The organism is Kosakonia arachidis (assembly GCF_900116535.1).
Classification (GTDB): domain Bacteria; phylum Pseudomonadota; class Gammaproteobacteria; order Enterobacterales; family Enterobacteriaceae; genus Kosakonia; species Kosakonia arachidis.
On sequence record NZ_FPAU01000001.1, the window covers coordinates 161598 to 186469 of the forward strand.

At 53.4% G+C, this 24872-nt stretch carries 26 protein-coding genes; 11 read left to right on the forward strand and 15 right to left on the reverse strand.

What is annotated here, in order from left to right:
- Positions 1 to 9: 9 nt before the first annotated feature.
- On the reverse strand, positions 10 to 552 hold the full coding sequence (locus BM427_RS00765) for a SadB/YajI family lipoprotein (RefSeq protein ID WP_090118369.1): 543 nt from the start codon (positions 550 to 552) through the stop codon (positions 10 to 12).
- A gap of 153 nt (positions 553 to 705) precedes the next feature.
- On the opposite strand from BM427_RS00765, the gene nrdR reads away from it, so the two are divergent.
- The 6 genes from nrdR to pgpA all read left to right on the forward strand — a co-directional run bounded on the left by nrdR (position 706) and on the right by pgpA (position 4805).
- Positions 706 to 1155, forward strand: coding sequence for a transcriptional regulator NrdR (gene nrdR, locus BM427_RS00770; RefSeq protein ID WP_007373510.1), 450 nt, complete (start codon positions 706 to 708; stop codon positions 1153 to 1155).
- A gap of 2 nt (positions 1156 to 1157) precedes the next feature.
- Entirely contained in the window at positions 1158 to 2261 is a 1104-nt protein-coding gene (ribD, locus tag BM427_RS00775; protein WP_090118370.1) for a bifunctional diaminohydroxyphosphoribosylaminopyrimidine deaminase/5-amino-6-(5-phosphoribosylamino)uracil reductase RibD, read from the forward strand.
- Between the two features lie 89 nt (positions 2262 to 2350).
- The gene (ribH, locus tag BM427_RS00780) at positions 2351 to 2821 is read left to right on the forward strand and encodes a 6,7-dimethyl-8-ribityllumazine synthase (protein ID WP_090118371.1); all 471 of its coding nucleotides are present in this window, start codon (positions 2351 to 2353) and stop codon (positions 2819 to 2821) included.
- 19 nt (positions 2822 to 2840) lie between these two features.
- A complete protein-coding gene (gene nusB / locus BM427_RS00785) occupies positions 2841 to 3260 on the forward strand; it encodes a transcription antitermination factor NusB (RefSeq protein ID WP_090118372.1) in 420 nt (139 codons plus the stop codon).
- A gap of 74 nt (positions 3261 to 3334) precedes the next feature.
- Positions 3335 to 4312 carry a thiamine-phosphate kinase gene (thiL, locus tag BM427_RS00790; protein WP_090118373.1) on the forward strand — a complete coding sequence of 326 codons (978 nt, stop codon included), beginning with the start codon at positions 3335 to 3337 and terminating at the stop codon, positions 4310 to 4312.
- A complete protein-coding gene (gene pgpA / locus BM427_RS00795; RefSeq protein ID WP_090118374.1) occupies positions 4275 to 4805 on the forward strand; it encodes a phosphatidylglycerophosphatase A in 531 nt (176 codons plus the stop codon). The genes thiL and pgpA overlap by 38 nt, the downstream gene beginning before the upstream one ends.
- A gap of 75 nt (positions 4806 to 4880) precedes the next feature.
- Here pgpA and BM427_RS00800 read toward each other — a convergent pair whose 3' ends face one another.
- Genes BM427_RS00800 through xseB form a run of 4 tightly spaced genes read right to left on the reverse strand, consistent with a single transcriptional unit; the run spans position 4881 to position 8945 of the window.
- Entirely contained in the window at positions 4881 to 5855 is a 975-nt protein-coding gene (locus BM427_RS00800; protein WP_090118375.1) for an aldo/keto reductase, read from the reverse strand.
- A gap of 58 nt (positions 5856 to 5913) precedes the next feature.
- Positions 5914 to 7776, reverse strand: a complete 1863-nt coding sequence (dxs, locus tag BM427_RS00805; protein ID WP_090118376.1) for a 1-deoxy-D-xylulose-5-phosphate synthase — start codon at positions 7774 to 7776, stop codon at positions 5914 to 5916.
- 24 nt (positions 7777 to 7800) lie between these two features.
- The gene (ispA, locus tag BM427_RS00810; protein ID WP_090118377.1) at positions 7801 to 8700 is read right to left on the reverse strand and encodes a (2E,6E)-farnesyl diphosphate synthase; all 900 of its coding nucleotides are present in this window, start codon (positions 8698 to 8700) and stop codon (positions 7801 to 7803) included.
- 2 nt (positions 8701 to 8702) lie between these two features.
- Positions 8703 to 8945, reverse strand: a complete 243-nt coding sequence (gene xseB, locus BM427_RS00815; protein WP_090118378.1) for an exodeoxyribonuclease VII small subunit — start codon at positions 8943 to 8945, stop codon at positions 8703 to 8705.
- A gap of 214 nt (positions 8946 to 9159) precedes the next feature.
- Here xseB and thiI point away from each other — a divergent pair, with 214 nt between their 5' ends.
- The gene (gene thiI / locus BM427_RS00820; protein ID WP_090118379.1) at positions 9160 to 10608 is read left to right on the forward strand and encodes a tRNA uracil 4-sulfurtransferase ThiI; all 1449 of its coding nucleotides are present in this window, start codon (positions 9160 to 9162) and stop codon (positions 10606 to 10608) included.
- A 5-nt stretch (positions 10609 to 10613) separates the two neighbouring features.
- The gene (locus BM427_RS26205; protein WP_280116127.1) at positions 10614 to 10745 is read left to right on the forward strand and encodes a hypothetical protein; all 132 of its coding nucleotides are present in this window, start codon (positions 10614 to 10616) and stop codon (positions 10743 to 10745) included.
- Here the strand turns inward: BM427_RS26205 and yajL are convergent.
- Positions 10733 to 11326, reverse strand: coding sequence for a protein deglycase YajL (gene yajL, locus BM427_RS00825; protein WP_090118380.1), 594 nt, complete (start codon positions 11324 to 11326; stop codon positions 10733 to 10735). The two genes, BM427_RS26205 and yajL, sit on opposite strands and share 13 nt — an antisense overlap.
- Positions 11289 to 12200 (reverse strand): 2-dehydropantoate 2-reductase, encoded by a 912-nt coding sequence (panE, locus tag BM427_RS00830; RefSeq protein ID WP_090118381.1) that lies wholly within the window; start codon positions 12198 to 12200, stop codon positions 11289 to 11291. The genes yajL and panE overlap by 38 nt, the downstream gene beginning before the upstream one ends.
- A 139-nt stretch (positions 12201 to 12339) precedes the next feature.
- Here panE and BM427_RS00835 point away from each other — a divergent pair, with 139 nt between their 5' ends.
- Entirely contained in the window at positions 12340 to 12831 is a 492-nt protein-coding gene (locus BM427_RS00835; RefSeq protein ID WP_090118382.1) for a YajQ family cyclic di-GMP-binding protein, read from the forward strand.
- A gap of 40 nt (positions 12832 to 12871) precedes the next feature.
- Here BM427_RS00835 and BM427_RS00840 read toward each other — a convergent pair whose 3' ends face one another.
- From BM427_RS00840 to BM427_RS00875, 8 genes are all read right to left on the reverse strand, one after another.
- Complete coding sequence (locus BM427_RS00840) at positions 12872 to 14233, reverse strand: MFS transporter (RefSeq protein WP_090118383.1); 1362 nt, start codon at positions 14231 to 14233, stop codon at positions 12872 to 12874.
- A 196-nt stretch (positions 14234 to 14429) separates the two neighbouring features.
- Positions 14430 to 15317, reverse strand: a complete 888-nt coding sequence (gene cyoE / locus BM427_RS00845) for a heme o synthase (protein WP_090118384.1) — start codon at positions 15315 to 15317, stop codon at positions 14430 to 14432.
- An 11-nt stretch (positions 15318 to 15328) separates the two neighbouring features.
- On the reverse strand, positions 15329 to 15655 hold the full coding sequence (locus BM427_RS00850) for a cytochrome o ubiquinol oxidase subunit IV (RefSeq protein ID WP_090118385.1): 327 nt from the start codon (positions 15653 to 15655) through the stop codon (positions 15329 to 15331).
- Positions 15655 to 16269 (reverse strand): cytochrome o ubiquinol oxidase subunit III, encoded by a 615-nt coding sequence (locus tag BM427_RS00855; RefSeq protein ID WP_090118386.1) that lies wholly within the window; start codon positions 16267 to 16269, stop codon positions 15655 to 15657. Before BM427_RS00855 ends, BM427_RS00850 begins: the two co-directional genes overlap by 1 nt.
- Entirely contained in the window at positions 16259 to 18250 is a 1992-nt protein-coding gene (cyoB, locus tag BM427_RS00860; RefSeq protein WP_090118387.1) for a cytochrome o ubiquinol oxidase subunit I, read from the reverse strand. The genes BM427_RS00855 and cyoB overlap by 11 nt, the downstream gene beginning before the upstream one ends.
- A gap of 19 nt (positions 18251 to 18269) precedes the next feature.
- Positions 18270 to 19217, reverse strand: a complete 948-nt coding sequence (gene cyoA, locus BM427_RS00865; protein ID WP_090118388.1) for a cytochrome o ubiquinol oxidase subunit II — start codon at positions 19215 to 19217, stop codon at positions 18270 to 18272.
- 1221 nt (positions 19218 to 20438) lie between these two features.
- The gene (gene ampG / locus BM427_RS00870) at positions 20439 to 21914 is read right to left on the reverse strand and encodes a muropeptide MFS transporter AmpG (protein ID WP_090118389.1); all 1476 of its coding nucleotides are present in this window, start codon (positions 21912 to 21914) and stop codon (positions 20439 to 20441) included.
- 40 nt (positions 21915 to 21954) lie between these two features.
- Positions 21955 to 22533 (reverse strand): lipoprotein, encoded by a 579-nt coding sequence (locus tag BM427_RS00875; protein WP_090118390.1) that lies wholly within the window; start codon positions 22531 to 22533, stop codon positions 21955 to 21957.
- Positions 22534 to 22834: 301 nt separating this feature from the next.
- On the opposite strand from BM427_RS00875, the gene bolA reads away from it, so the two are divergent.
- Both bolA and tig read left to right on the forward strand, forming a co-directional pair.
- Entirely contained in the window at positions 22835 to 23152 is a 318-nt protein-coding gene (gene bolA / locus BM427_RS00880) for a transcriptional regulator BolA (protein ID WP_090118391.1), read from the forward strand.
- Positions 23153 to 23503: 351 nt separating this feature from the next.
- A complete protein-coding gene (tig, locus tag BM427_RS00890) occupies positions 23504 to 24802 on the forward strand; it encodes a trigger factor (RefSeq protein WP_090118393.1) in 1299 nt (432 codons plus the stop codon).
- Positions 24803 to 24872 lie beyond the last annotated feature (70 nt).

Genomic DNA, 24872 nt, shown 5'->3' on the forward strand with positions numbered 1-24872 from the left:
CCCATGGAATTACTGTGCGCTGGCGGGCTGAATATCGTGGATACGGACGAAACCTAACTGCTCCGGCGTGATGCCGTTCAACTGCAACGGAATATCGACGTCGCTGGGTGCAAGCGTGCTGGCCGGTGCGTTAATTAACTGATTTTGTACGTTAACTTCCTGGTAATTTTGCGTGGTGCCCTGAATTTGTCCCCACTCAACTGTACCGCTAAACGCCGGTAATGGATCGTGCGATTCGCCCTGAATGCGCAACAGAACGCGGGTTCCTGCGGCATTTGGCGCGACGTTTTGCAGAGACATACGCAACATGCCAATCTGGCTGTTCAGGCGGGCTGGCGTGTTGGCGCCGGGCAATAGATAGACACCGCTGCCGGATTTTGCATTCAGTGCGTTTTGCTGGGTGATTTTCACCGTCTCTTTGTTCAATTTGCTCATCTCGCTATTCAGCGTGCTGACGCTTTGATGCAACTGGCTGACTTCGCTTTGCTGGGCGCAGGCACTGAGGGCAAAAAGGCTTCCCAGTAAGAGTGTTCTTAGGTAACGTCTTGTCATTATGTCTGTTTCCGTGAAAAGAAAGAGTGTTGTAATGGTAGATCGCAACGGTTGCGTTGCCATCGATCCATTATCTCAAAAACGGTCTGCCTTTGTTGTCAAGTCAGTCCAGGGTAAAATAGATTTCAGTTAACTCACACGTCAGGACGCCGTATGCATTGCCCATTCTGTTTCGCCGTGGATACCAAAGTAATCGATTCTCGTCTGGTAGGGGAAGGTTCCTCTGTCCGCCGTCGTCGGCAGTGTCTGGTTTGTAATGAGCGTTTTACCACTTTTGAAGTGGCTGAGTTGGTGATGCCGCGCGTGGTGAAGAGCAATGAAGTACGTGAACCCTTCAATGAAGATAAGTTACGTAGCGGTATGCTGAAAGCGCTGGAGAAACGACCGGTAAGCGCCGACGACGTGGAAATGGCGCTCAATCACATTAAATCGCAACTTCGCGCAACAGGCGAACGCGAAGTTCCCAGTAAAATGATCGGCAATCTGGTAATGGAGCAGTTGAAAAAGCTCGATAAAGTGGCCTATGTCCGCTTTGCCTCCGTTTACCGCAGTTTTGAAGATATTCGCGAATTTGGCGAAGAGATCGCACGCCTACAGGACTGATCATGCAGGACGAAATGTACATGGCGCGGGCGCTGAAACTGGCGCAACGCGGGCGTTTTACCACCCATCCGAACCCACGCGTCGGCTGTGTGATCGTCAATAATGGCGAGATCGTTGGCGAAGGTTTTCACTATCGCGCTGGCGAGCCGCATGCTGAAGTGCATGCGCTGCGTATGGCAGGTGAGCGCGCCCGCGGCGCGACGGCATATGTGACGCTGGAACCATGCAGCCATCACGGTCGTACACCGCCCTGCTGCGAAGCGCTGATTGCTGCTGGCGTCGCGCGCGTTGTCGCGGCGATGCAGGATCCCAATCCTCAGGTGGCTGGACGCGGCCTTTATCGCCTGCAGCAGGAAGGTATTGATGTTAGCCACGGGCTGATGATGAGTGAAGCTGAAGCGTTGAACAAAGGTTTCCTCAAACGGATGCGTACCGGGTTTCCGTATGTGCAGCTTAAGCTCGGCGCATCGCTGGACGGCCGAACGGCGATGGCCAGCGGTGAAAGCCAGTGGATCACTTCCGCGCAGGCGCGCCGGGACGTACAGCGTCTGCGGGCGCAAAGCCATGCAATTCTCACCAGCAGCGCTACCGTGCTGGCGGACAACCCCTCGCTGACGGTGCGCTGGGAAGAGCTGGATGCCGATAGCCAGGCGCTCTACCCGCAAGAAAATGTGCGACAGCCGGTGCGCATTGTGATCGACAGCCAGAATCGGGTCACGCCTGCGCACAAACTGATCGGAATGCCGGGTGAAACCTGGTTTGCCCGTACGAAAGCGGATGAGCGCAGTTGGCCTGCGAGCGTGCGTGACATTATCGTGCCGGAACATAACGGCCACGCCGATCTGGTGATGTTGATGATGTTGCTGGGAAAACAGCAAATTAACAGCATTTGGGTGGAAGCGGGCGCTACGCTTGCCGGCGCGTTATTGCAGGCTGGTCTGGTGGATGAGCTAGTGGTTTATCTTGCCCCGACGCTGTTAGGTACGGACGCGCGCGGCCTGTGCGTGTTGCCGGGACTGTCGGTGCTTGCCGATGCGCCGCACTTTACATTCAATGAGATAAGGCAGGTTGGCCCGGATGTCTGCCTGCATCTTACCCAAGCGTGATGCCTGCTGTAAAAGGGAAGCAGCACATAAAATATTATGCTAAAATCCGCCCCCCTGCGGGGTCCGAACTGAACCTGTAAAGGAAATGTATGAACATTATTGAAGCCAACGTTGCTGCTCCGGACGCTCGCGTCGCCATCACCATTGCGCGTTTCAACAACTTTATCAATGACAGCCTGCTCGAAGGTGCGATTGATGCGCTGAAACGCATCGGCCAGGTGAAAGATGAAAACATCACTGTCGTGTGGGTACCGGGCGCTTACGAACTGCCGCTGGCGGCTGGTGCACTGGCGAAAACCGCTAAATACGATGCGGTCATCGCGCTCGGCACGGTGATTCGCGGCGGCACTGCACACTTCGAATATGTTGCTGGTGGCGCAAGCAATGGCCTGGCGCATGTTGCCCAGGACAGCGAAATTCCGGTTGCTTTCGGTGTGCTGACTACTGAAAGTATTGAGCAAGCTATCGAACGCGCAGGCACTAAAGCCGGTAATAAAGGTGCAGAAGCCGCACTGACCGCGCTTGAAATGATTAATGTATTGAAAGCCATTAGGGCTTGATTTTAGTAAGGGGAATTCCGTGAAACCTGCTGCTCGTCGCCGCGCCCGTGAGTGTGCCGTCCAGGCGCTCTACTCCTGGCAATTGTCCCAGAACGACATCGCTGATGTTGAATACCAGTTCCTGGCGGAACAGGACGTAAAAGATGTCGACGTTCTGTACTTCCGTGAGCTGTTGACCGGGGTGGCGACTAATAGCGCATATCTCGATGGCTTAATGCAGCCGTATCTGTCCCGTCAGTTGGAAGAGTTGGGTCAGGTTGAGAAAGCGGTGTTGCGTATCGCGCTGTTCGAACTTGCCAAACGTGATGATGTGCCCTACAAAGTGGCGATCAACGAAGCTATCGAGCTGGCAAAAACCTTTGGCGCTGAAGACAGCCACAAGTTTGTTAATGGCGTGCTGGATAAAGCCGCTCCTGCGATCCGTCCCCGCAAAAAATGATCCGTAAGCCGGTGATAAGCGATGCTGTGTGCGCCTGTCCCGGCTTTTTCTTTTTTCTACCGAGGCATTAACGTATGGCATGTGGCGAATTTTCCCTGATTGCCCGTTACTTTGACCGTGTACGAAATTCCCGTCGCGATGTAGAAACCGGCATTGGCGACGATTGTGCTCTGCTCAACGTTATTGAAAAACAGACACTGGCGATTAGCGTCGATACGCTGGTGGCGGGCAACCATTTTCTGCCGGAGATCGATCCTGCGGATTTGGCCTGCAAAGCACTGGCGGTCAATTTAAGCGATCTGGCGGCCGTAGGCGCGGATCCAGCGTGGATGACGCTGGCACTTACGTTGCCGGAGGTAGATGAAAGCTGGCTGGAGAAATTTAGCGACAGCCTGTTTGAACAGCTTAGCTACTACGATATGCAGTTAATTGGCGGCGATACCACGCGTGGCCCGCTGTCGATGACTATCGGCATTCATGGTTATGTGCCGCCAGGACGGGCAATGAAGCGCTCAGGCGCCAAACCGGGCGACTGGATTTATGTTACCGGAACGCTGGGCGACAGCGCTGCTGGCCTGGCGATTTTGCAGCAACGTTTATCCGTCAGTGATAAAGCCGATGCGGAGTCTCTGCTCAAGCGTCATTTACGGCCAACCCCGCGTGTATTGCATGGTCAGGCGCTGCGCAGCCTGGCAAGTTCGGCGATCGATCTCTCTGACGGCCTGATCTCCGATTTGGCGCACATACTGAAAGCCAGCCAGTGCGGTGCGCGTATCGATCTGGATGCATTACCTTTCTCCGCCGCGTTCAGTCGTCACGTAGAGCCTGAGCAGGCGCTGCGCTGGGCGCTTTCCGGTGGTGAAGATTATGAATTGTGTTTTACCGTGCCGGAACTGAATCGCGGCGCGCTGGATGTCGCCATCGGCCAGCTCGGTGTGCCTTTTACCTGCATCGGGCAGATCAGCGCCGATGTGGAAGGGCTGCATTTTACCCGTAGCGGCAAGGCTGTCACCCTTGACTGGAAAGGATACGACCATTTTGCCGAGAGCTAAAGATATCGCCAAAAGCCGTCTGAACTTGCGAAACCCCTGGCATTTGCTGGCTACCGGGTTTGGTAGCGGTTTAAGCCCGATTGTTCCGGGCACTATGGGATCGCTGGCGGCAATTCCCTTTTGGTGGGCGATGACATTTCTGCCCTGGCAGCTCTATTCGCTGGTGGTCATGCTGGGGATTTGCCTCGGTGTGTATCTGTGCCACCAGACGGCAAAAGATATGGGCGTACACGATCACGGTAGCATTGTCTGGGACGAGTTCATCGGAATGTGGATTACGCTGATGGCGCTCCCGACCAGTGACTGGCAGTGGGTCGCCGTCGGCTTTGTGCTATTCCGTATTCTGGATATGTGGAAACCGTGGCCGATTCGCTGGTTTGATCGCAATGTTCATGGCGGTATGGGGATCATGGTTGATGATATCATTGCCGGGATCATCGCTGCCGGACTGTTGTATCTGATTGGCCACCACTGGCCGATTGGCTTGATCTGAGGGTGATGCGCCGGATGGCGGCTGGCGCCTTATCCGGTCATACAGCAGCGCCACCGGGCATTTTACCTTCTCGGGTTACTTAAATCCTACCACCGGGTGCTGTTTGTACGGGGTTTCCAGCTCGGCAATCTGCTCCGGTTTCAGCGTTAAATCCACTGCGGCTAACAGCTCTTCCAACTGCTCTTCGCGGGATGTGCCGATAATCGGCGCAGCGACGCCCGGCTTACTCAGCAGCCAGGCAAGCGCCACCTGGGCACGGGAGGCACCAATTTCTTCTGCCACTGCGGTCAGGCGTTCGGCTATTTGACTGTCATTTTCATCGGTTTCGCTGTACAGCGTTTTGCCGAATTCATCCGACACCAGACGTGCGGTAGTTTCTCCCCATGGGCGGGTTAAACGTCCACGTGCCAGCGGGCTCCATGGAATAATCGCCACGCCTTCCTTGTAACACAGTGGCAGCATCTCGCGCTCTTCCTCGCGATAGATCAGATTGTAGTGATCCTGCATGGTGACAAAACGCGCCCAGCCATTTTTTTGCTGCAAGGTCAGCGCGTGAGCGAATTGGCGAGCGTGCATCGACGACGCGCCGATATAGCGCGCTTTGCCCGCTTTCACGACTTCATCCAGGGTTTCAAGCGTCTCTTCAATTGGCGTATGGTAATCCCAACGATGTATTTGCAGGAGATCGACATACTCCATGCCCAGTCGTTGCAGACTATCGTCAATAGAACGCAGGATCTGCGCGCGGGAGAGACCTTCCGCCAGATCGCCCACCTGGTGATAGACTTTGGTGGCGACGACGACCTCGTCGCGGCGGGCGAAATCGCGTAGCGCGCGCCCGACAATCTCTTCGCTGCTGCCATCGGAATAGCTGTTGGCGGTATCAAAGAAGTTGATGCCGCCTTCCAGCGCGCGCTGAATGATAGGGCGGCTACTCTCTTCCGGCAGCGTCCAGGCGTGTTTGCCCCGGTCAGGTTCGCCAAATGTCATGCAGCCAAGGCAAAGGCGGGAAACCTTGAGGTCTGTTTTTCCTAATGTGCTGTATTGCATGGTTCCACTCCTGCTATTAAAAACTTACGTTTAAGCATAGCAGGAGCGGCAGGGGGGATCAGGCGAGCCAGTTGCGGATGCGGGTTTCGATGCCTGCGGCGTTCAGCCCCAGATCGGCGCGGGCTTCATCCTGCGTACCTTGTGGGATGAAGAAATCCGGCAGGCCGAGGTTGAGCACCGGCACCGGTTTGCGGTGCGCCATCAGTACTTCGTTGACGCCGCTGCCCGCGCCGCCTGCAATAGCATTCTCTTCCAGCGTCACCAGCGAGTCATGATGCGCAGCGGTTTCCAGAATCAGCGCTTCGTCGAGCGGCTTGGCAAAACGCATGTCGATAAGCGTTGCGTTCAGAGCTTCGGCGGCTTTTTGTGCTTCCGGCAATAATGTACCGAAGTTCAGAATCGCCAGCTTCTCACCCTGACGTTTCACCACGCCTTTACCAATCGGCAGTTTCGCCAGTGGCTCCAGCGGTACGCCAACGGCATTGCCGCGCGGGTAACGTACGGCGCTTGGGCCATCGGCATAGTGATAGCCGGTAAACAGCATCTGGCGACACTCGTTTTCATCGCTTGGCGTCATGATGACCATGCCCGGTATACAGCGCAGATAGGAGATATCAAAAGCGCCCTGGTGCGTCTGACCGTCGGCACCGACAATCCCGGCGCGATCGATGGCAAATAGCACCGGCAGTTTCTGGATCGCCACATCGTGGATCACCTGATCATAAGCGCGCTGCAGGAAGGTGGAGTAGATCGCTACCACCGGTTTGTAGCCACCAATTGCCAGCCCGGCCGCGAAAGTCACGGCATGCTGCTCGGCAATGGCAACATCAAAATACTGATCCGGGTATTTGCGTGAAAACTCGACCATGCCGGAACCCTCACGCATCGCTGGTGTAATCGCCATCAGTTTGTCGTCTTTGGCGGCGGTTTCGCTCAGCCAGTCGCCGAAAATCTTCGAATAACTCGGCATGCCGCCACTGCTTTTTGGCAGCGTACCGCTGGTCGGATCGAATTTCGGCACCGCGTGGAAGGTGATCGGGTCTTTTTCGGCCGGCTCATAGCCGCGCCCTTTTTTGGTCATAATATGCAGGAATTGCGGACCTTTCAGGTCGCGCATATTGCGCAGGGTCTGCACCAGCCCCAGCACATCGTGACCGTCTACCGGGCCAATGTAGTTAAAGCCCAGCTCTTCAAACAGCGTGCCTGGCACGACCATGCCTTTGATATGTTCTTCGGTACGCTTGATCAACTCTTTGATCGGCGGTACGCCGGAAAGCACTTTTTTGCCGCCTTCGCGCAAGGTTGAGTAGAGCTTGCCGGAGAGCAACTGCGCGAGGTGATTGTTCAGTGCGCCAACGTTCTCGGAAATCGACATCTCGTTGTCGTTCAGCACCACCAGCATATCCGGACGGATATCACCGGCGTGGTTCATCGCTTCGAAGGCCATGCCCGCGGTGATCGCGCCATCGCCAATTACGCAGACGGTACGGCGCTGTTTGCCCTCTTTGGCGGCGGCGACGGCAACGCCAATTCCCGCGCTGATAGAGGTGGAGGAGTGACCAACGCTGAGAACATCGTATTCGCTTTCGCCGCGCCATGGGAACGGATGCAGACCATTTTTCTGCCGGATGGTGTCGATTTTGTCTCGACGCCCGGTAAGAATTTTATGCGGATAGGCCTGGTGGCCGACGTCCCAGATTAACTGATCAAACGGCGTATTGTAGACGTAATGTAACGCGACGGTCAGTTCGACCGTGCCAAGCCCGGAGGCGAAGTGCCCGCTGGAGCGGCTTACGCTGTCGAGCAGATAGCGACGCAGTTCATCGCACAGCTTCGGCAGACTCTCTTTCGGCAGCAGACGCAACTCTTGTGTGGTATCTACCAGCGCCAGCGTCGGGTATTTGGCTATATCAAAACTCATCAGCAACTCATCTAGTGTGTCGTTTTATTTATTACGCTGGATTATATAATTCGCCAGTGCTTCCAGTGCCGCTGTGTCAAGCGACTGTGCTGCCAGCAGGCTAAGCGCCTGTCGCGCATCGTCAATCAGGTCGCGGGCTTTTGTCCGGGCTTGCTCAAGACCCAGGAGTGCGGGATAGGTACTTTTACCCAGGTGCTGATCGGCGCCCTGGCGTTTACCAAGGGTGGCAGTATCACCGACCACATCCAGAATGTCATCCTGAACCTGGAATGCCAGACCGATGCTCTGGGCGTAGCGATCGAGCTGAGGCAAGGCTTCCCGCCCTCTGTCGCCCGCGCTCAGTGCGCCCATTTTTACTGCTGCACGGATCAACGCACCGGTTTTATGACGATGGATCTGCTCCAGCGCTTCCAGTGAAATTTGCTTGCCTTCAGCCGCCAGATCCAACGCCTGGCCTCCGCACATGCCAGCCACGCCGCTGGAGATCGCAAGCGTTGATACCATCGCCAGCCGATCGTGTGCCGCCACTTCCGGCATCGGCGCATCGGCGAGAATCGAGAAGGCCAGCGTCTGCAATGCATCTCCCGCAAGAATGGCATTGGCTTCGCCAAATTTAATATGGCAGGTCGGCAGGCCACGGCGTAAATCGTCGTCGTCCATCGCAGGCAGATCGTCATGGATCAGCGAGTAAGCATGAATACACTCCACTGCGGCTGCGGGCGCATCCAGCGTTTGCTGGCTGACGCCGAACATCGAACCAGTTGCGTAAACCAGAAACGGACGTAGACGTTTACCACCCAATAGTGAGCCATACTCGATAGCGTTAACCAGAGGAGTGTTCTGAAAGGGCAGCGGAGCGATGAAACGGCGCAGCGCGTCATTTGCCCGATCGACGCAGGCCTGCAGTTGTTGATTAAAATCCATCGTTATTCAGCGTCCGGTGCGAAAGGCTTTAACGGCGCCTCTTCGGAATCGGAGAGCAGGATCTGCACGCGCTGCTCCGCCTGCTGTAATTTTACCTGCCCCTGGCGTGCCAGTTGCACGCCACGTTCGAATTCATTGAGTGCCTCTTCAAGCGGAAGATCGCCGCTTTCAAGACGAGTGACAATCTGTTCCAGCTCGCTCAGCGCTGTTTCGAAACTGGCTGGTGCTTCGTTTTTCTTTGGCATAGTGAATGTCTGACTCTTCTATTATTCATTCTGACTCAACTTAGCTATGGTAGCGGAGTCGTGGCACTTAGCCAATTACGCTCAAGGGTAATGCATTGCGCAAGGTCTATTCGATGGTGGTATACTTCCGCGCCTGGATGCAGCCGCAGGTATGGGCTGCTGTATTATTTTCCCTCACAGGCCCTGTCGGGCTTGCCAACGAACCATTGCCGCCATGAAGTTTATCATTAAATTGTTCCCGGAAATCACCATCAAAAGCCAATCTGTGCGCTTGCGCTTTATTAAAATTTTGACCGGGAACATTCGTAACGTTCTGAAGCACTACGATGAAACCCTTGCCGTTGTACGCCATTGGGACCATATCGAAGTTCGCGCCAAAGATGAAAACCAGCGCCTGGCTATTCGCGACGCGCTGACCCGCATTCCGGGGATCCACCATATTCTGGAAGTGGAAGATGTGCCTTTCACTTCCCTGCACGATATTTTTGAGAAAGCGCTGGTACAGTATCGCGAGCAGATTGAAGGTAAAACCTTCTGCGTGCGCGTGAAACGCCGTGGTAAACATGAATTCAGCTCTATTGAAGTGGAACGTTACGTGGGCGGCGGGCTGAACCAGCATGTCGAATCTGCACGCGTTAAGCTGACACACCCGGATGTGACGGTGAATCTGGAAATCGAAGATGACCGCCTGCTGCTGGTAAAAGGCCGTTATGAAGGGATTGGCGGCTTCCCGATTGGCACCCAGGAAGATGTTCTGTCGCTGATTTCAGGCGGTTTCGACTCCGGCGTTTCCAGCTATATGCTGATGCGCCGAGGTTGCCGCGTGCACTACTGTTTTTTTAACCTTGGCGGCGCAGCCCATGAAATTGGCGTTCGCCAGGTGGCGCATTATCTGTGGAACCGCTTTGGTAGCTCGCACCGCGTGCGTTTTGTGGCAATCAATTTTGAACCGGTGGTCGGCGAGATCCTCGAGAAAGTCGATGATGGTCAGATGGGGGTGGTGCTGAAACGCATGATGGTGCGCGCCGCGTCGAAAGTCGCTGAACGTTACGGCGTGCAGGCACTGGTAACCGGTGAGGCGCTGGGGCAGGTTTCCAGCCAGACGCTGACTAACCTGCGTCTGATTGATAACGTCTCCGATACGCTGATCCTGCGCCCGCTTATCTCTCACGATAAAGAGCACATTATCGATCTGGCGCGTGAGATCGGTACCGAGGATTTTGCCCGCACGATGCCGGAATATTGCGGCGTGATCTCCAAAAGCCCAACGGTCAAGGCGGTGAAGGCAAAGATCGAAGCGGAAGAAGCGCACTTTGATTTTGCTATTCTCGACCAGGTTGTGGCGGAAGCCAGCAATATTGATATCCGTGAAATCGCTCAGCAAACCCAGCAAGAGGTGGTGGAAGTTGAAACGGTTAACGGTTTTAGCCCGAACGATGTGGTACTGGATATCCGTTCGATTGACGAACAGGACGATAAGCCGCTGACGCTGGAAGGTGTTGATGTGGTGTCGCTGCCGTTCTACAAGCTGAGCACGAAATTTGGCGATCTGGATCAGAGCAAAACCTGGCTGCTGTGGTGCGAGCGTGGCGTAATGAGTCGCTTGCAGGCGCTCTATCTGCGTGAGCAGGGCTTTCAGAATGTGAAAGTTTATCGCCCGTAAAGACAATGCCGGATAGCAACTTCGCCTTCTCCGGCCTGCAGCAAGGGTTCGAACCTGAACCCGGTTGTGGGCTTGATAAACGTCAGCACTATCCGGCAGCCAGCGCCACCGGGCATGCTAATGCCTACGCTTCGTAGTAATTATAAATCCCTGCGGCCATCACCAACTGCGACGCCACTTCGTGGGCTTTTTCGCGCCCGACCAGTAGGTCAATAATTTTCAGGCCAAAATCAATGGCCGTGCCTGGCCCCTGGCTGGTCAACAAGTTTACGCGCGGGTCCCACACTACGCGCTTATCCTGCCATTGCTCGGGCGGAATCGTCTCTTTTAGCCCCGGGAAACCGGTCATGTTGCCCAACGGGAAGAGCTGATGTGGCACCAGCACCGTACCGGCAGCAGCACAAATAGCAGCAACAATGCGCCCGGAAAGGTGGAACTGGCGAACGGTTTCGACAAGTAGTGGGCTGTCGCGAAAGCACTCTGCGCCTTTCAGCCCGCCCGGTAACACGATCGCATCGAAGTCCCCATCCGCAACTTCAACCAGCGGCGCATCGGCCAGCAGTTTAACCCCGCGTGAGCAGGTGATAACCAGGTTGCCGTCGCTGGCTACGCTGGCGGTAGTGACAGCAATGCCGCCGCGGACCAGCAGATCAATAGTGGTGACCGCTTCGGTCTCTTCACTACCAGGGGCGAGGCATATCAGAGCTGATGCGCTCATACTCACTCTCCTTACGTTTAATCATTTCATACAGACGGGCGTTTTCCGGCACTGCAATACCGTGCGCGCGGGCGCGTCTGAGTAGGTAGCCAGTAATATAATCGCTCTCGGTGCGCCGTAAGGCGCGTACATCCTGGAGCATCGATGAAATATTTTCCGCAGTATTTTCGATAATCTGGTTCACGTAACTCAGCAAATCATCCGCAGAAATATGGTGGCCTTCACGTTCGATAACGGCAGCCACTTCGCGGGTGATTTTGGCCACCTCGTCGGGACATTCGCGTAGATCGCCATTTTTACAGTTGTGCAGGGCGGTTAGCGGATTGACCACGCAGTTCACCGCCAGCTTGCGCCATAGCGCCGGACGAATGGTGTTATGCCAGGCCACATCTGGTAGCGCTTCTTGCAGGGTATCCGCCAGCGCACTGAATTCACCGTCCTGCTGACGCGCCGGGCCAATATGCGTAGTGCCGCTTGCCACATGTATAATCACGTTACCATCGCGGCGAGCTGCGTGAGTCGTGGTGCCAATCAGCAGGGGATTCGGCAGCGTTTTCAGCTCTTCTACAGTACCCATTCCATTGTGAATCAGCAGTACCGGCGTCGCGGTGGAAAGCACCGTTGCAAGGCTTTTTACCGCATCAGAAACTTGCCAGGCTTTCAGCGTCACCAGCAACAGATCGCTCTGGGCCAAAAATTCAGGATCGTTAGCCGTCAGGGATTCATTAAAAACCGTGCCGTCTTCTTCCACGACATTTACACTGCAAAAAGGCTGGGGCACACGTAACCAGCCCTGTACTTCATGTCCCTGTTTACACAGCGCTGTTAACCACAATTGCCCTAAAGCACCGCAACCGAGTACGGTAATTCTCATTGTTCCTCCTCACCTGCAACTGCGCCAGGTGTTACTACAACCATTATAGTGCTGTCGGCTATGCTTCCAGTATTACAAGTTGAGTTATACCTCGTTGCGGGTATTATGCATCGCAACAAATAGAGAGGGAGAAGAAAAGATGCCATCTTTCGATATCGTTTCCGAAGTTGAAATGCGCGAAGTGCAAAACGGCGTTGAGAATGCGACCCGTGAAGTCGCGACACGCTTCGATTTTCGCAACGTTGAAGCCACATTCGAGCTGAATGAAGAAAAACAGACCATTAAAGTGCTGAGCGAATCTGATTTCCAGGTTAACCAGTTGCTGGATATTTTGCGTGCCAAGTTGCTGAAACGCGGCATTGAAGGGGCATCGCTGGATGTACCGGAAGAGTTCGTCCACAGCGGGAAAAACTGGTTCGTGGAAGCAAAGCTGAAGCAAGGGATCGATGCACCGACGGCGAAGAAAATCATCAAGCTGATTAAAGACAGCAAAGTGAAAGTGCAGGCGCAGATTCAGGGGGAAGAGATCCGCGTGACCGGGAAATCTCGTGATGACCTGCAAGCGGTGATGGCGCTGGTGCGCGGCGGCAATCTGGGCCAGCCGTTTCAGTTCAAAAACTTCCGTGATTAATTTCTTTTCCCCTCCTGCCGGGGAGGGGAAAATGGCCCGCTTAACCCGCGACGGCTTGTTCGACTTCAAAGCGGTTTGTCACTTTGCTGTCGATCTTCACATAGGCGCTACGCTCTTCCGCCACGACCAATACTTCACTGACACCCGCCGTTGCGCGCAGACGCTGCTGTAGCGCGTCATCAATAGCCACATCGTCAGGAATGGCGATGCGCAGACTGCTGACATACGGCGGCTCCTGCATACTACTGGCAACCAGCAGCCAGACCGCGGCCAGTAATGCGCCGAACATGAACACCATTTGCGGATCAAATAAACCATCCACCCAGCCACCGACCGCACCGCCAATAGCGACACCGAGAAACTGGCTGGTGGAGTAAATGCCCATTGCCGTCCCTTTATAACCGGCTGGCGCTTCTTTACTGATTAACGACGGCAGCAGCGCCTCCATCAGGTTAAAGGCGAGGAAGAAGATCTGTACACCAATCACAATTTCCCAGAAGTAAGCGCCAGCGCCCCACAGCACGATTTCTGCAATCAGCAGCAGCGCAACGCAGAGTACAAAAACGCGTTTCATCCGGCGTTTCACCTCGGCGTAGATAATAAATGGCACCACCGAAGCAAAAGAGATAAGCATGGTGACGAGATAGATTTTCCAGTGCTCTGAGGCCGGGAAACCGGCAGATTCAAGCTGACCAGGCAGCGCCACAAACGTCGACATCAGCAGGATATGCAGGCACATAATGCCAAAATTCAGCTTCAGCAGCTTTGGATTGACGATCACCATGCTAAAGCAATCTTTGACCATTCCCGATTCGCGGTTGCGTACATGGTGTTTGCTGTCCGGCACTACCCACAGCGTCAGGATAATGCCGATCGTCGCCAGCACGGCAATCATCCAGAACAGCGCATGCAGGCCTAATAGATGTGTGATGACCGGCCCTAAAACCATGGCTATGGCGAACGTGATGCCGAAGCTGACGCCGATAAACGCCATTGCCTTGGTGCGATTTTGCTCGCGCGTGAGATCCGACAGTAGCGCCATCACGGCGGCGGCAATCGCCCCGGAGCCTTGCAGAGCACGGCCCAGAATAATGCCCCAGATGGAGTCGGTGAGCGCGGCAATCACGCTGCCCAGCACAAAGATCACCAGCCCACCGACAATCAGCGGCTTGCGGCCGATGCGATCCGAAAGCAGCCCAAAGGGGATCTGAAATACCGCCTGGGCCAGGCCGTAGATGCCGATCGCTAACCCAATCAGGGCTTCCGATGCGCCCTGCAAGGCCATACCGTATGTGGTCAGAACGGGCAGGACCATAAACATGCCGAGCATGCGCAGTGAAAATACAGTCCCCAAACCCCAGGTGGCGCGCAACTCGCCTGGCGTCATTTTATAATCGTTCATTACCACCTCATTTTAAAAACCGGACATAGTGTAGTGCGGCGGCAGGGTAGGGTAAACATGCGGTTATTTAACAAATATTACATAACAATATATTTAATGTGGTTATTGGTTTTTCCGTCACAAGGCCAATAAAAGGGTTTACTCCAGACGAAAAAAAACCGGGTTTCCCCGGTTTTTCCAGTCAGGTGCAGCAAGCTTACCAGACGTATGTTAGCAAGCTGTGTGAATCCGGCACCATAAAGTCCACAGACATCATCACCGAAAGAGACGTGATGGCAACAATGGAGAACACAAACAGTTTGCGCGCCCACACTTTGTCATCTTCCACTTTGTATCCACGCAACGCCATGCCCAGCCACCAGAGGCTTACCGCAGCGGCAACGACCAGGTATTTGTACCCGGCATAGCCGCCCAGCGACAACATCAGCGTGGCAATGGCAAACGCCAGGATATACAGCGTGATATGGTTTTTGGCCACAGAAATGCCTTTCACCACCGGCAGTACCGGAATATTCGCTGCCTGATAATCCTTAAAGCGGAAAATCGCGATGGCATAGGAGTGAGGCATTTGCCACAGGCTGAAAATCGCCAGCAGAATTGCCGCGCCGCTATCGAACTCGTTGGTGACCGCGCAGTAGCCAATCACCGGCGGCGCAGCGCCGGAGAGAGAACCGATCAGCGTGCCGTAAACGGAGTTGCGCTTCATGTAGAGGCTATAAACGCCAACATAAACCACGAACCCCATCACCCCCAGCCAGCAGGCCAGCGGATTGGCGCCAAACCACAGCAGCATAAAGCCAGCAATACCCAACAAGGCGGCGTACACCAGCGAGACTTTTGGCGAGATCAGCCCTCTGACCAGCACCCGGTTTTTCGTTCGTTCCATCTTTTTATCGATGTCACGATCGATGTAGTTGTTAAATACACAACCAGAGGCGACCACCAACGACACGCCAATCAGCGTGTAGATGAACAGGGGATAGTCAATGTGGCCTTTGGAAGCCAGCAGGAACCCCCCAATCACGGAGATCAGATTGCCAAAAATAATGCCCGGTTTCGTAACTTGCAGGTATTGCTTAAACATACTCGCCGCTCTTAGTGAACCATCATGTTGTAGTTGAGGTTCCACATAATCCAGATGGAACCGACTACCAGGATAGCGATGATAATCACGGTAAAGACAAAGGCGGTAAAGTTCCAGCCTTCATCAGACTTGGTGTTCATGTGCAGGAAGCAAACCAGATGCACCAGAATCTGAACTACGGCGGTGACCAGGACAACGCCCAGAAGTACCGGCTTAGAAGCAGAACCGTTCATCACCATCCAGAACGGGATCACCGTCAGGATGATCGACAGGATGAAACCTGTCATGTAGGTTTTTACGCTGCCATGGGAAGCGCCATGATCGTTAGAATGACTCATTACATCGCCCCCATCAGATAAACAACAGAGAACACGCAGATCCATACCACGTCCAGGAAGTGCCAGAACAGACTCAGACACAGGATACGGGTACGGTTAGTGTTGGTCAGGCCGCGACGGGAAATCTGGAACATCAGAACCGCCATCCAGATCAGACCCGAGGTCACGTGCAGACCGTGGGTGCCTACCAGCGCGAAGAACGCTGACAGGAAGCCGCTGCGATCCGGACCCATACCTTCAGTAATCAGGTGGTGGAACTCATAGAGCTCCATCCCGATAAAGCCCGCACCAAACAACCAGGTCAACGCCAGCCAGGAAACAACCTGGCTTTTGTTGTTCTTGTACATAGCGATAGCCGCCATGCCGTAGGTGATGGAGCTGAACAACAACAGCGCGGTTTCAACCAGTACGAACGGCAGCTCGAAAATGTCCTTACCGGCTGGCCCGCCCGCCGTGCCGTTCACCAGAACGGCATAGGTTGCGAACAAACAGCAGAACAGAATGCAGTCGCTCATCAGGTAGATCCAGAAACCGAAGACTTTAGTCGGTCCTGCATCGTGGTGCCCGTGTTCGTGCGCGTGGGCGTGCGCGTTGGTCAGAGTATCAGTTGCCATTTTTCAGCCCTGCTTTAGTGATCTCATCGAAATGCTGGTTTTCCAGTTTCTCGATTTCTGCAACCGGTACGTAGTAATCCACGTCCTCGTCGAAGCTCTTCACAATCCAGCTGATGATAATGCCAGCGAAACCAACAATAGCCATCCACCAGATATGCCAGATCATGGCGAAACCAAACACGGTTGCAAACGCGGCGATAACAATGCCGGCACCGCTGTTTTTCGGCATATGAATTTCTTCATACTGCGCAGGTTTTTTGTACGCTTCGCCTTTCTCTTTCATTTCCCAGAACGCGTCACGTTCGTGAATGTGCGGGACATGAGCAAAGTTGTAGAACGGCGGAGGAGAGGAGGTTGCCCACTCCAGCGTACGGCCACCCCACGGGTCACCGGTCAGATCACGGTTCTGATCGCGGTCGCGAATAGAAACGTAGATCTGAATCAGCAGACACAGGATACCGATAGCAATCAGCGCCGCACCGCAGGCTGCGATAACCAGCATGGTGTGGAACTGTGGATCAATCTGCTGGCTCAGGCGACGGGTCATACCCATAAAGCCCAGTACGTACAGCGGCATAAATGCAACGAAGAAGCCGATGATCCAGAACCAGAACGCGCGTTTACCCCAGGTTTCGTTCAGGGTGAAACCGAAGGCTTTCGGCCACCAGTAAGTCAGACCTGCGAAGCAACCGAAAACCACGCCGCCGATGATAACGTTATGGAAGTGTGCAATCAGGAACAGGCTGTTATGCAGTACGAAGTCTGCGCCCGGAACCGCCAGCAGCACGCCGGTCATCCCACCTACGGAGAACGTCACGATAAAGCCAATGGTCCACAGCATAGAGGAGTGGAACACAATGCGGCCCTGATACATGGTGAACAGCCAGTTGAAGATCTTCACCCCGGTCGGGATGGCGATAATCATCGTGGTGATACCAAAGAAGGCGTTTACGTTCGCGCCAGCACCCATGGTGAAGAAGTGGTGCAGCCAAACGATGAACGACAGTACGGTAATACATACAGTCGCCCACACCAGCGAGGTGTAACCAAACAGGCGTTTACGCGAGAAGGTGGCGGTGATTTCGGAGAACACCCCGAAGACCGGCAACACCAGGATGTACACCTCCGGGTGACCCCAGGCCCAAATCAGGTTGATGTACATCATCATGTTGCCACCCATATCGTTGGTAAAGAAATGGGTGCCCAGGTAACGATCCAGGGTTAGCAGCGCAATGGTAACAGTCAGAATTGGGAACGACGCGATAATCAGCACGTTGGCGCACAAAGATGCCCAAGTAAATACTGGCATTTTGAACATCGTCATGCCTGGCGCACGCATCTTCAGAATAGTCACCAGGAAGTTGATACCGGTCAGCGTCGTACCGATACCCGAGAGCTGGAGGCTCCAGATCCAGTAATCGACCCCGACACCAGGGCTGTATTCAATTCCCGAAAGCGGCGGATAAGCCAGCCAACCAGTCTGTGCGAACTCACCGACGCCCAGAGAGAGGTTAACCAGAATCACGCCCACAACCGTGAACCAGAAGCTCAGGTTGTTCAGAAACGGGAATGCAACGTCGCGCGCACCGATCTGCAACGGAACCACCAGGTTCATCAGACCGATAACGAATGGCATTGCCACGAAGAAGATCATGATCACGCCGTGAGCGGTGAAGATCTGATCGTAGTGGTGAGGCGGCAGGAAGCCCGCTTCACCCGCAGAGGCCAGCGCCTGCTGGCTACGCATCATGACAGCATCTGCAAAGCCGCGCACCAGCATCACAACGGCCACGAGGACGTACATGATACCAAGGCGTTTGTGGTCGACAGAGGTCAGCCATTCGTTCCACAGCCATGACCACTTACCGAAGTAAGAGATCAGGCCAACTACCGCCAGACCGCCGATGATAATCGCAGCAACCGTGACCATGATAATGGGTTCATGATACGGAACTGCATCCAGTGTAAGTTTTCCGAACATCGTTTTCTTCCTCGACCCCTTAGTGAGAGGTTTCCGCGTGGCTCATGTCCATGCCTTCCATTCCTTCGTGCGCGCTATGCTCGCCTTCCGGTTGGGTCATGTCCATGCTCTTGCCGTGGCCCATAAATTTGTTGATAACGTCTTTAAACAAATCGGGTTTCACGCTGGAGAAGTATTCAACCTTGTTGTATTCGCTTGGCGCAGCAACTTTCTCATACGCCGCCATATCTGGCAGGGTGTTTGAAGATTGTTTCGCTTTTGCAACCCACTGGTCGAATGCGGCGCGGTCCGGCGTAGCAATAGCTTTAAACTTCATGCCAGAGAAGCCCGGGCCGCTGTAGCTGGCTGAAATGCCATCGTACGTACCTGCTTCGTTGGCGATGAGATGCAATTTGGTCTGCATGCCAGCCATTGCGTAGATCTGGCTGCCCAGACGCGGGATAAAGAACGAGTTCATCACGGAGTTGGAGGTCACTTTGAACTCTACCGGTGTATTCGCCGGGAAGGCGATTTCATTTACGGTAGCAATGCCCTGTTCCGGGTAGATGAAGAACCATTTCCAGTCCATGGCAACCACTTCAATGGTGATTGGCTGTCCGTCATGTGCCAGTGGTTTGCTCGGTTCGAGCGCGTGGGTGGTTTTCCACGTCAGTACAGCAAGGAACAGGATGATCAGAATCGGCACCGTCCAGACCACAGCTTCCACTTTATTGGAGTGCGACCAGTTAGGGCTATACTTCGCATCTTTATTACTTGCACGATACTTCCAGGCGAAACCTACGGCCATCAAGATGGCGGGAATAACGACAATCAACATCAGGCCAAAAGCCGTCAGTATCAGCGAGCGTTGCTCCAGTCCAATCTGTCCTTTGGGGTCAAGAAGTGCAGAATCGCAACCACTGAGTAACACAGTGCCGGCGATTAATGACAACCATCCCAAACTTTTATTGTATTTCCTGAGTCTCATTTAACGACCTCAATTCCACGGGATCTGGTGGCGCTTAAAGTGTGCGGGCATTTTACGGAAAGGTTGCGTTACTGTAAACATACTTGGCTCTGTGTCAGCAAGGTGTTACTGGGTTCTGCCGTTTATGTCACACGGAATGCAACAAACTGTAAAATCGGGTATTCGCACACCTGAAGTTGAGATTATAACGGAAATGTTACATTACAATCAGCGCTGAGGGTAAATTGGTATAACCAATCAATTAATTAAACAAATAATTAACATGTGTTCAGCAATTTCTGTACATTATTGGAACTAATGTGAAACCCAATAATTAATAACAGCGCTGAATCGTTAAAGAATAGCCCTTAATTTATAGCGCACAAAATAATTAAAGAAAATGTATACATTTAATGGCAAATAACCGATTAGGACTGGATTAAAATAACGGTTATTAATTGTGCGAAATAATAACCATCATGAATTATTTAGTGGGGTTTTTATCCTTGCGATTGATTTTAAAAACAAAAAATCAGGGGAATTGTTAATTATGAAGGGATGACATTCTGATGGCTGGAAATACCGCGCCGATTCCGGATGAATCCGCCATCCGCCGGGCTTACGCTCGTCAGCTTAAACGGCATCGTCATGATAAAAATCATCACTTTTATCAGTAACTAACTGCTGGAGTGTTTCTCTTTACCGCACTTTTCGTTGAGCTGGAAAGAGGTTGCGACGCTCCGGTTCTGCGAGATAGCGGCCTTGTTACAAGTGCGTGCCGCACCCGCATGGCAGGCCGCAGCGATAGTGGGGAGCTTCATCATCTAACTGTGGGTCGTGCCGCTTTTACTGGCGTATTATGTGCGAGGAAAGCGTATCGCCAGGATAGTGCTGCCGCTCTAGTGGTTGCGGGATGGATTATGCTGGAGATCCGCTGTTTCATTTATAGGAAGCGGTTTTCAGCTACTCACCAGCGTACAACTGTGTTTCTCGCGTCATGATGCTGACCAGCCGTGCTGGCTTATCCCGCCAGGTGGGGGATAAGCCGTAACCGGCATCAGTGGTACGCCAAAGGGTTGCGTTTATGTTTCTGTTACCTGTCGCGTTTCTGCAGCAATTTTCGCCAATAATCATGGCCATGGCGTGATTATTTTACCGGCGCTCTTCATGCACGTTCTTCATGGGCAATTTTTCTTCTATTAATAGTGCCAGCGCTTACTTTTTATCAGGTAAGCGCTGTGTTCACATCAGCCGTGTTTTGCGCAGTGCCAGCAGATCCAGCAGCCCGCCGAACAGAATACCGACCATCGCCAGCAGCACGCCGCCTTCGAGAAGATGGGCGCCAATGGTCCAGTTCGCCATTCCGCTGGCCGTAACAATAAGCACCACCAGCCAGCCACTGAGCAGCAGACAGCCGACACTCAGTATGCGCAAAGCCAGACGGTAGGCCGACGGATATTCGCTGCGCGGCATAAAATGCCCGGTCTGCTGGGTAAATTCCAGCGTTCGCTTACACATTGCCAGCAGTAGCAAACCTGGTGCCGCGGCAATGATAGAGAAGAGATAAAACGTTGACCAACTGTAGGTTTCTACAAACCAACCCGCCAACGGGCCGACGTACACGCGTCCGACAGCGGACAGCGCCGAAAGTAGAGCGAACTGGGTTGCGGAGAAGGATTTATTGCAAAGCGTCATTAATAACGCGACAAACGCCGCCGTTCCCATACCGCCGCACAGATTCTCGAAGAACACGGCGGCACCCATGTTGACGATATCTTTCTGCGTGATGGACAGCAGCCAGTAACCAGCATTGGAAACCGCCTGTAAAAATCCGAAAATCATTAATGCGCGAAACAGGGAGAGGCGTTGCATTAATACCCCGCCATACAACGCGCCGATAATCGTTGCCACCAGCCCCAGCGTTTTGTTGACCACGCCGACTTCGCCCGCGTCAAAGCCGACGCCGCGAATCAAAAAAGTCGTCGTAAGGCTCATGGCAAAAGCATCGCCGAGTTTATACAGCACGATCAGCAGCAAAATCAGCCACGCATTATTGCGACCGAAGAAATCACGCAGCGGTTCGACAACGGCCTGTTCCAGCGTTTTCGGCACCGGAATGGTGTCTGTTGGCTCCGGCGCCAGTAGGGTGGCAATAATACAAGGGAGCAGCAGGGCTGCCATCAGCCAGTACATCCCTTGCCAACCGAGCCAGCGGTCGGCGAGCCACAACGCCAGCCCGCCGGAAACCAGCATGCCAAGTCGGTAGCCGAGTACGCTAATGGCTGCGCCAGCGCCGCGCTCTTCAAAAGGCAGGACATCCGTTTTCCAGGCATCGAACACAATATCCTGCGAGGCGGAACAGAAGGCAATCAGCACAGCCAGTGCCGCCATCCATCTCAAGTGGTTAGCCGGATCAAGGAAGCCCATTCCGGCGATGGAGGCCAGCAGCAACAGCTGCGTCAGCAGTAGCCAACCGCGACGCCTTCCCAATAGCGGTGGCGTGTAGCGATCCATCAGTGGCGACCAGAGGAATTTAAAGACGTAGGCCTGCCCTACCAGAGAGAAGAAACCGATGGTTTTCAGATCGACGTTTTCGACGGTCATCCACGCCTGAAGCGTACCGCTGGTCAGAGCAAGGGGTAAACCGGAGGCAAAACCCAGAACAAGCAGAATCGCGGATTTGGGCTGCGTGAAGATGCGTAAGTAGTGGTTCGACATAAGTTAAAAACTGGCCCGTAAAGCCGGGCCAGTGCTGCAATTAGCGAGCGTTTTGCTTGATAAAATCGTGGATACTGGTGTCCTGAGACATATCCGCGATAGTGTCGGACAGCACGCTGTTAACTGCGGTAGTGATTTTGTCGTTAGTGGCCTGGAAAGCGCCTTCGACGTTATAGCTGGCACGGTAGTTTTTCGTCATCTTGTTGCCATTAGCTGCGGTAGCAATGATGGCGATATCCGCTTTGGTGGCGATGTTGTAACGCACGTTGCCCTGAGAAACGTCGGCATACAGTTGGTTAACAATGATTTGCAGGTTTACCGCGCCGTTCGGCCCGATCATATAGCCGCGCGCCGTCATCTGTTTCTCCAGCACTTCCTGCAGCAGGAAACGCAGATCGCGGGAGGCAGTTAAGGTGACCAGCTGATTGTCACGCGTTACTTTCGCCAGGGCCTGATCCTGACGTTGATCGGCACCGGTAATGCTTACGGTCACGCCCATCAGGCTCGGATCCTGCTGCGGCAGGGTGATTTTCGGTGAAATTTCGAGAGTTGTCGGCGAGGTAGCGCACCCGGCCAGCATAAATAAAGCGACCAACGGGAAGAGTAGTTTTTTAAACATGTTCAGGCTCTCAAGGGATCGTAAGCGTTTGGGGAAAAATTCTCGCCATCATAACATCGCCGCCGTTAAGGGGAAGTCCTCAACGTATGTAAATTCATCACTTTGCCTTTTTTCGGCATCAAAAAACATGTTGTTGAAGCGGGATGGCAAAAATCCGTCGTCTTTTAGAGAACTTCATCGCGTTGAACGAGCAAATCAGACGAACGCTAATTTTTTGTTGTTTTATTGTTATGAAAACGGTAAAAGCGGCTAACATTTAAAGAGATGGCTGGCATCTCAGCGTTGTCGGAGGCGTAACATCATGATGATGCGTGAACAGATAGAAGCAAAATTGAAAGCGGCATTCGAGCCTGTATTACTTGAAGTCGTAGATGAAAGTTACCGTCACAACGTTCCTGCGGGCTCCGAAAGCCATTTCAAAGTGGTGCTGGTAAGCGACTGCTTTACCGGAGAACGTTTTCTTAATCGCCATCGCATGATTTATGGTACGTTGGCTGACGAACTGGCAACAACAATTCATGCACTTGCGCTGCATACTTACACGCTCAAAGAGTGGGAAGGTTTGCAGGACACCCTCCTGAACTCGCCTCCATGTCGGGGTGCCGGAAGCATCGCTTAGAAAACCAGGTTGCAACTGTCTGAACTTTTCCAGTATGTTGCATGCAGATTATGTAAAAACGGCCTGCGGGCCGTTTTGTTTTGCCTGAATTTTGAGCGGGAAACGCAATTTTTTGAGCGAAATTGCTTCAGAAGTGTGAAAAATGACGCATCATTGCGCCATTCCCCTTCTCGACTCATATCTGTGATGCCGCTATAATGCTGCGTCTTATTTTTCGGAATGTCTTCGGGATGCTTCTGACGACAGGGAATGTGTTTTCTGATTGAAGAGAACATCCCGGTTCTGCAAAGCGAAAAGGTTTGCTTCGCAGAGTAGAGTTGACCGAGCACTGTGATTTTTTGAGGTAACAAGATGCAAGTTTCAGTTGAAACCACTCAGGGCCTTGGGCGCCGTGTAACGATTACAATCGCTGCTGACAGCATCGAGACCGCTGTGAAGAGCGAGCTGGTCAACGTAGCGAAGAAAGTGCGTATTGACGGCTTCCGTAAGGGTAAAGTACCGATGAACGTCGTTGCTCAGCGTTATGGCGCTTCTGTTCGCCAGGACGTGCTGGGCGACCTGATGAGCCGCAACTTTATCGACGCGATCATTCAGGAAAAAATCAATCCGGCTGGCGCGCCGAACTATGTTCCGGGCGAATACAAATTGGGCGAAGACTTCATCTACGCGGTAGAGTTCGAAGTGTACCCGGAAGTTGAGCTGAAAGCGCTGGACACCATCGAAGTTGAAAAACCGGTTGTTGAAGTGACCGACGCTGATGTTGATACCATGCTGGACACCCTGCGTAAGCAGCAGGCAACCTGGAAAGACAAAGACGGTGCTGCTGATGCGGAAGATCGCGTGACTGTTGATTTCACCGGTTCTGTTGACGGCGAAGAGTTCGAAGGTGGCAAAGCGACTGATTTTGTACTGGCGATGGGCCAGGGTCGTATGATCCCGGGTTTTGAAGACGGTATCAAAGGCCACAAAGCGGGTGAAGAGTTCACCATCGACGTGACCTTCCCGGAAGAATACCACGCAGAAAACCTGAAAGGTAAAGCGGCGAAGTTCGTCATTAACCTGAAGAAAGTTGAAGAGCGTGAACTGCCGGAACTGACTGAAGAATTCATCAAACGTTTCGGCGTTGAAGATGGTTCTGTTGCTGGTCTGCGCGCTGAAGTGCGTAAAAATATGGAACGCGAGCTGAAAGGCGCAGTGCGTAACCGTGTTAAATCTCAGGCGATCGAAGGCCTGGTTAAAGCGAACGAGATTGATGTTCCTGCTGCACTGATCGACAGCGAAATCGACGTTCTGCGTCGTCAGGCTGCACAGCGTTTTGGCGGTAACGAGAAACAGGCTCTGGAACTGCCGCGTGAACTGTTCGAAGAGCAGGCAAAACGCCGTGTTGTAGTTGGTCTGCTGCTGGGCGAAGTGATTCGCACCCACGAGCTGAAAGCTGACGAAGAACGCGTAAAAGGCTTGATCGAAGAGATGGCGTCTGCTTACGAAGATCCAAAAGAAGTGATCGAGTTCTACAGCAAAAACAAAGAGCTGATGGACAACATGCGTAACGTAGCACTGGAAGAACAAGCGGTTGAAGCGGTTCTGGAAAAAGCGAAAGTGACAGAGAAAGCCACTTCCTTTAACGAACTGATGAACCAACAGGCTTAATCGACTTCTGCGTTAGCAAAATGTAATAGGCCCGTCACCTGCTGGTGGCGGGCTTTTTTTATCGTATTGA

Coding starts and splice junctions, on each gene's coding strand:
- BM427_RS00855 (WP_090118386.1), bottom strand. CDS start 16,269: ATGGCAACTGATACTCTGACCAACGCGCACGCCCACGCGCACGAACAC.
- ribH (WP_090118371.1), top strand. CDS start 2,351: ATGAACATTATTGAAGCCAACGTTGCTGCTCCGGACGCTCGCGTCGCC.
- ribD (WP_090118370.1), top strand. CDS start 1,158: ATGCAGGACGAAATGTACATGGCGCGGGCGCTGAAACTGGCGCAACGC.
- bolA (WP_090118391.1), top strand. CDS start 22,835: ATGATGATGCGTGAACAGATAGAAGCAAAATTGAAAGCGGCATTCGAG.
- xseB (WP_090118378.1), bottom strand. CDS start 8,945: ATGCCAAAGAAAAACGAAGCACCAGCCAGTTTCGAAACAGCGCTGAGC.
- BM427_RS26205 (WP_280116127.1), top strand. CDS start 10,614: ATGCCGGATAGCAACTTCGCCTTCTCCGGCCTGCAGCAAGGGTTCGAA.
- nrdR (WP_007373510.1), top strand. CDS start 706: ATGCATTGCCCATTCTGTTTCGCCGTGGATACCAAAGTAATCGATTCT.
- BM427_RS00765 (WP_090118369.1), bottom strand. CDS start 552: ATGACAAGACGTTACCTAAGAACACTCTTACTGGGAAGCCTTTTTGCC.
- BM427_RS00800 (WP_090118375.1), bottom strand. CDS start 5,855: ATGCAATACAGCACATTAGGAAAAACAGACCTCAAGGTTTCCCGCCTT.
- cyoB (WP_090118387.1), bottom strand. CDS start 18,250: ATGTTCGGAAAACTTACACTGGATGCAGTTCCGTATCATGAACCCATT.
- cyoA (WP_090118388.1), bottom strand. CDS start 19,217: ATGAGACTCAGGAAATACAATAAAAGTTTGGGATGGTTGTCATTAATC.
- thiI (WP_090118379.1), top strand. CDS start 9,160: ATGAAGTTTATCATTAAATTGTTCCCGGAAATCACCATCAAAAGCCAA.
- cyoE (WP_090118384.1), bottom strand. CDS start 15,317: ATGTTTAAGCAATACCTGCAAGTTACGAAACCGGGCATTATTTTTGGC.
- BM427_RS00840 (WP_090118383.1), bottom strand. CDS start 14,233: ATGAACGATTATAAAATGACGCCAGGCGAGTTGCGCGCCACCTGGGGT.
- BM427_RS00850 (WP_090118385.1), bottom strand. CDS start 15,655: ATGAGTCATTCTAACGATCATGGCGCTTCCCATGGCAGCGTAAAAACC.
- panE (WP_090118381.1), bottom strand. CDS start 12,200: ATGAGAATTACCGTACTCGGTTGCGGTGCTTTAGGGCAATTGTGGTTA.
- BM427_RS00835 (WP_090118382.1), top strand. CDS start 12,340: ATGCCATCTTTCGATATCGTTTCCGAAGTTGAAATGCGCGAAGTGCAA.
- BM427_RS00875 (WP_090118390.1), bottom strand. CDS start 22,533: ATGTTTAAAAAACTACTCTTCCCGTTGGTCGCTTTATTTATGCTGGCC.
- dxs (WP_090118376.1), bottom strand. CDS start 7,776: ATGAGTTTTGATATAGCCAAATACCCGACGCTGGCGCTGGTAGATACC.
- tig (WP_090118393.1), top strand. CDS start 23,504: ATGCAAGTTTCAGTTGAAACCACTCAGGGCCTTGGGCGCCGTGTAACG.
- ispA (WP_090118377.1), bottom strand. CDS start 8,700: ATGGATTTTAATCAACAACTGCAGGCCTGCGTCGATCGGGCAAATGAC.
- thiL (WP_090118373.1), top strand. CDS start 3,335: ATGGCATGTGGCGAATTTTCCCTGATTGCCCGTTACTTTGACCGTGTA.
- yajL (WP_090118380.1), bottom strand. CDS start 11,326: ATGAGCGCATCAGCTCTGATATGCCTCGCCCCTGGTAGTGAAGAGACC.
- ampG (WP_090118389.1), bottom strand. CDS start 21,914: ATGTCGAACCACTACTTACGCATCTTCACGCAGCCCAAATCCGCGATT.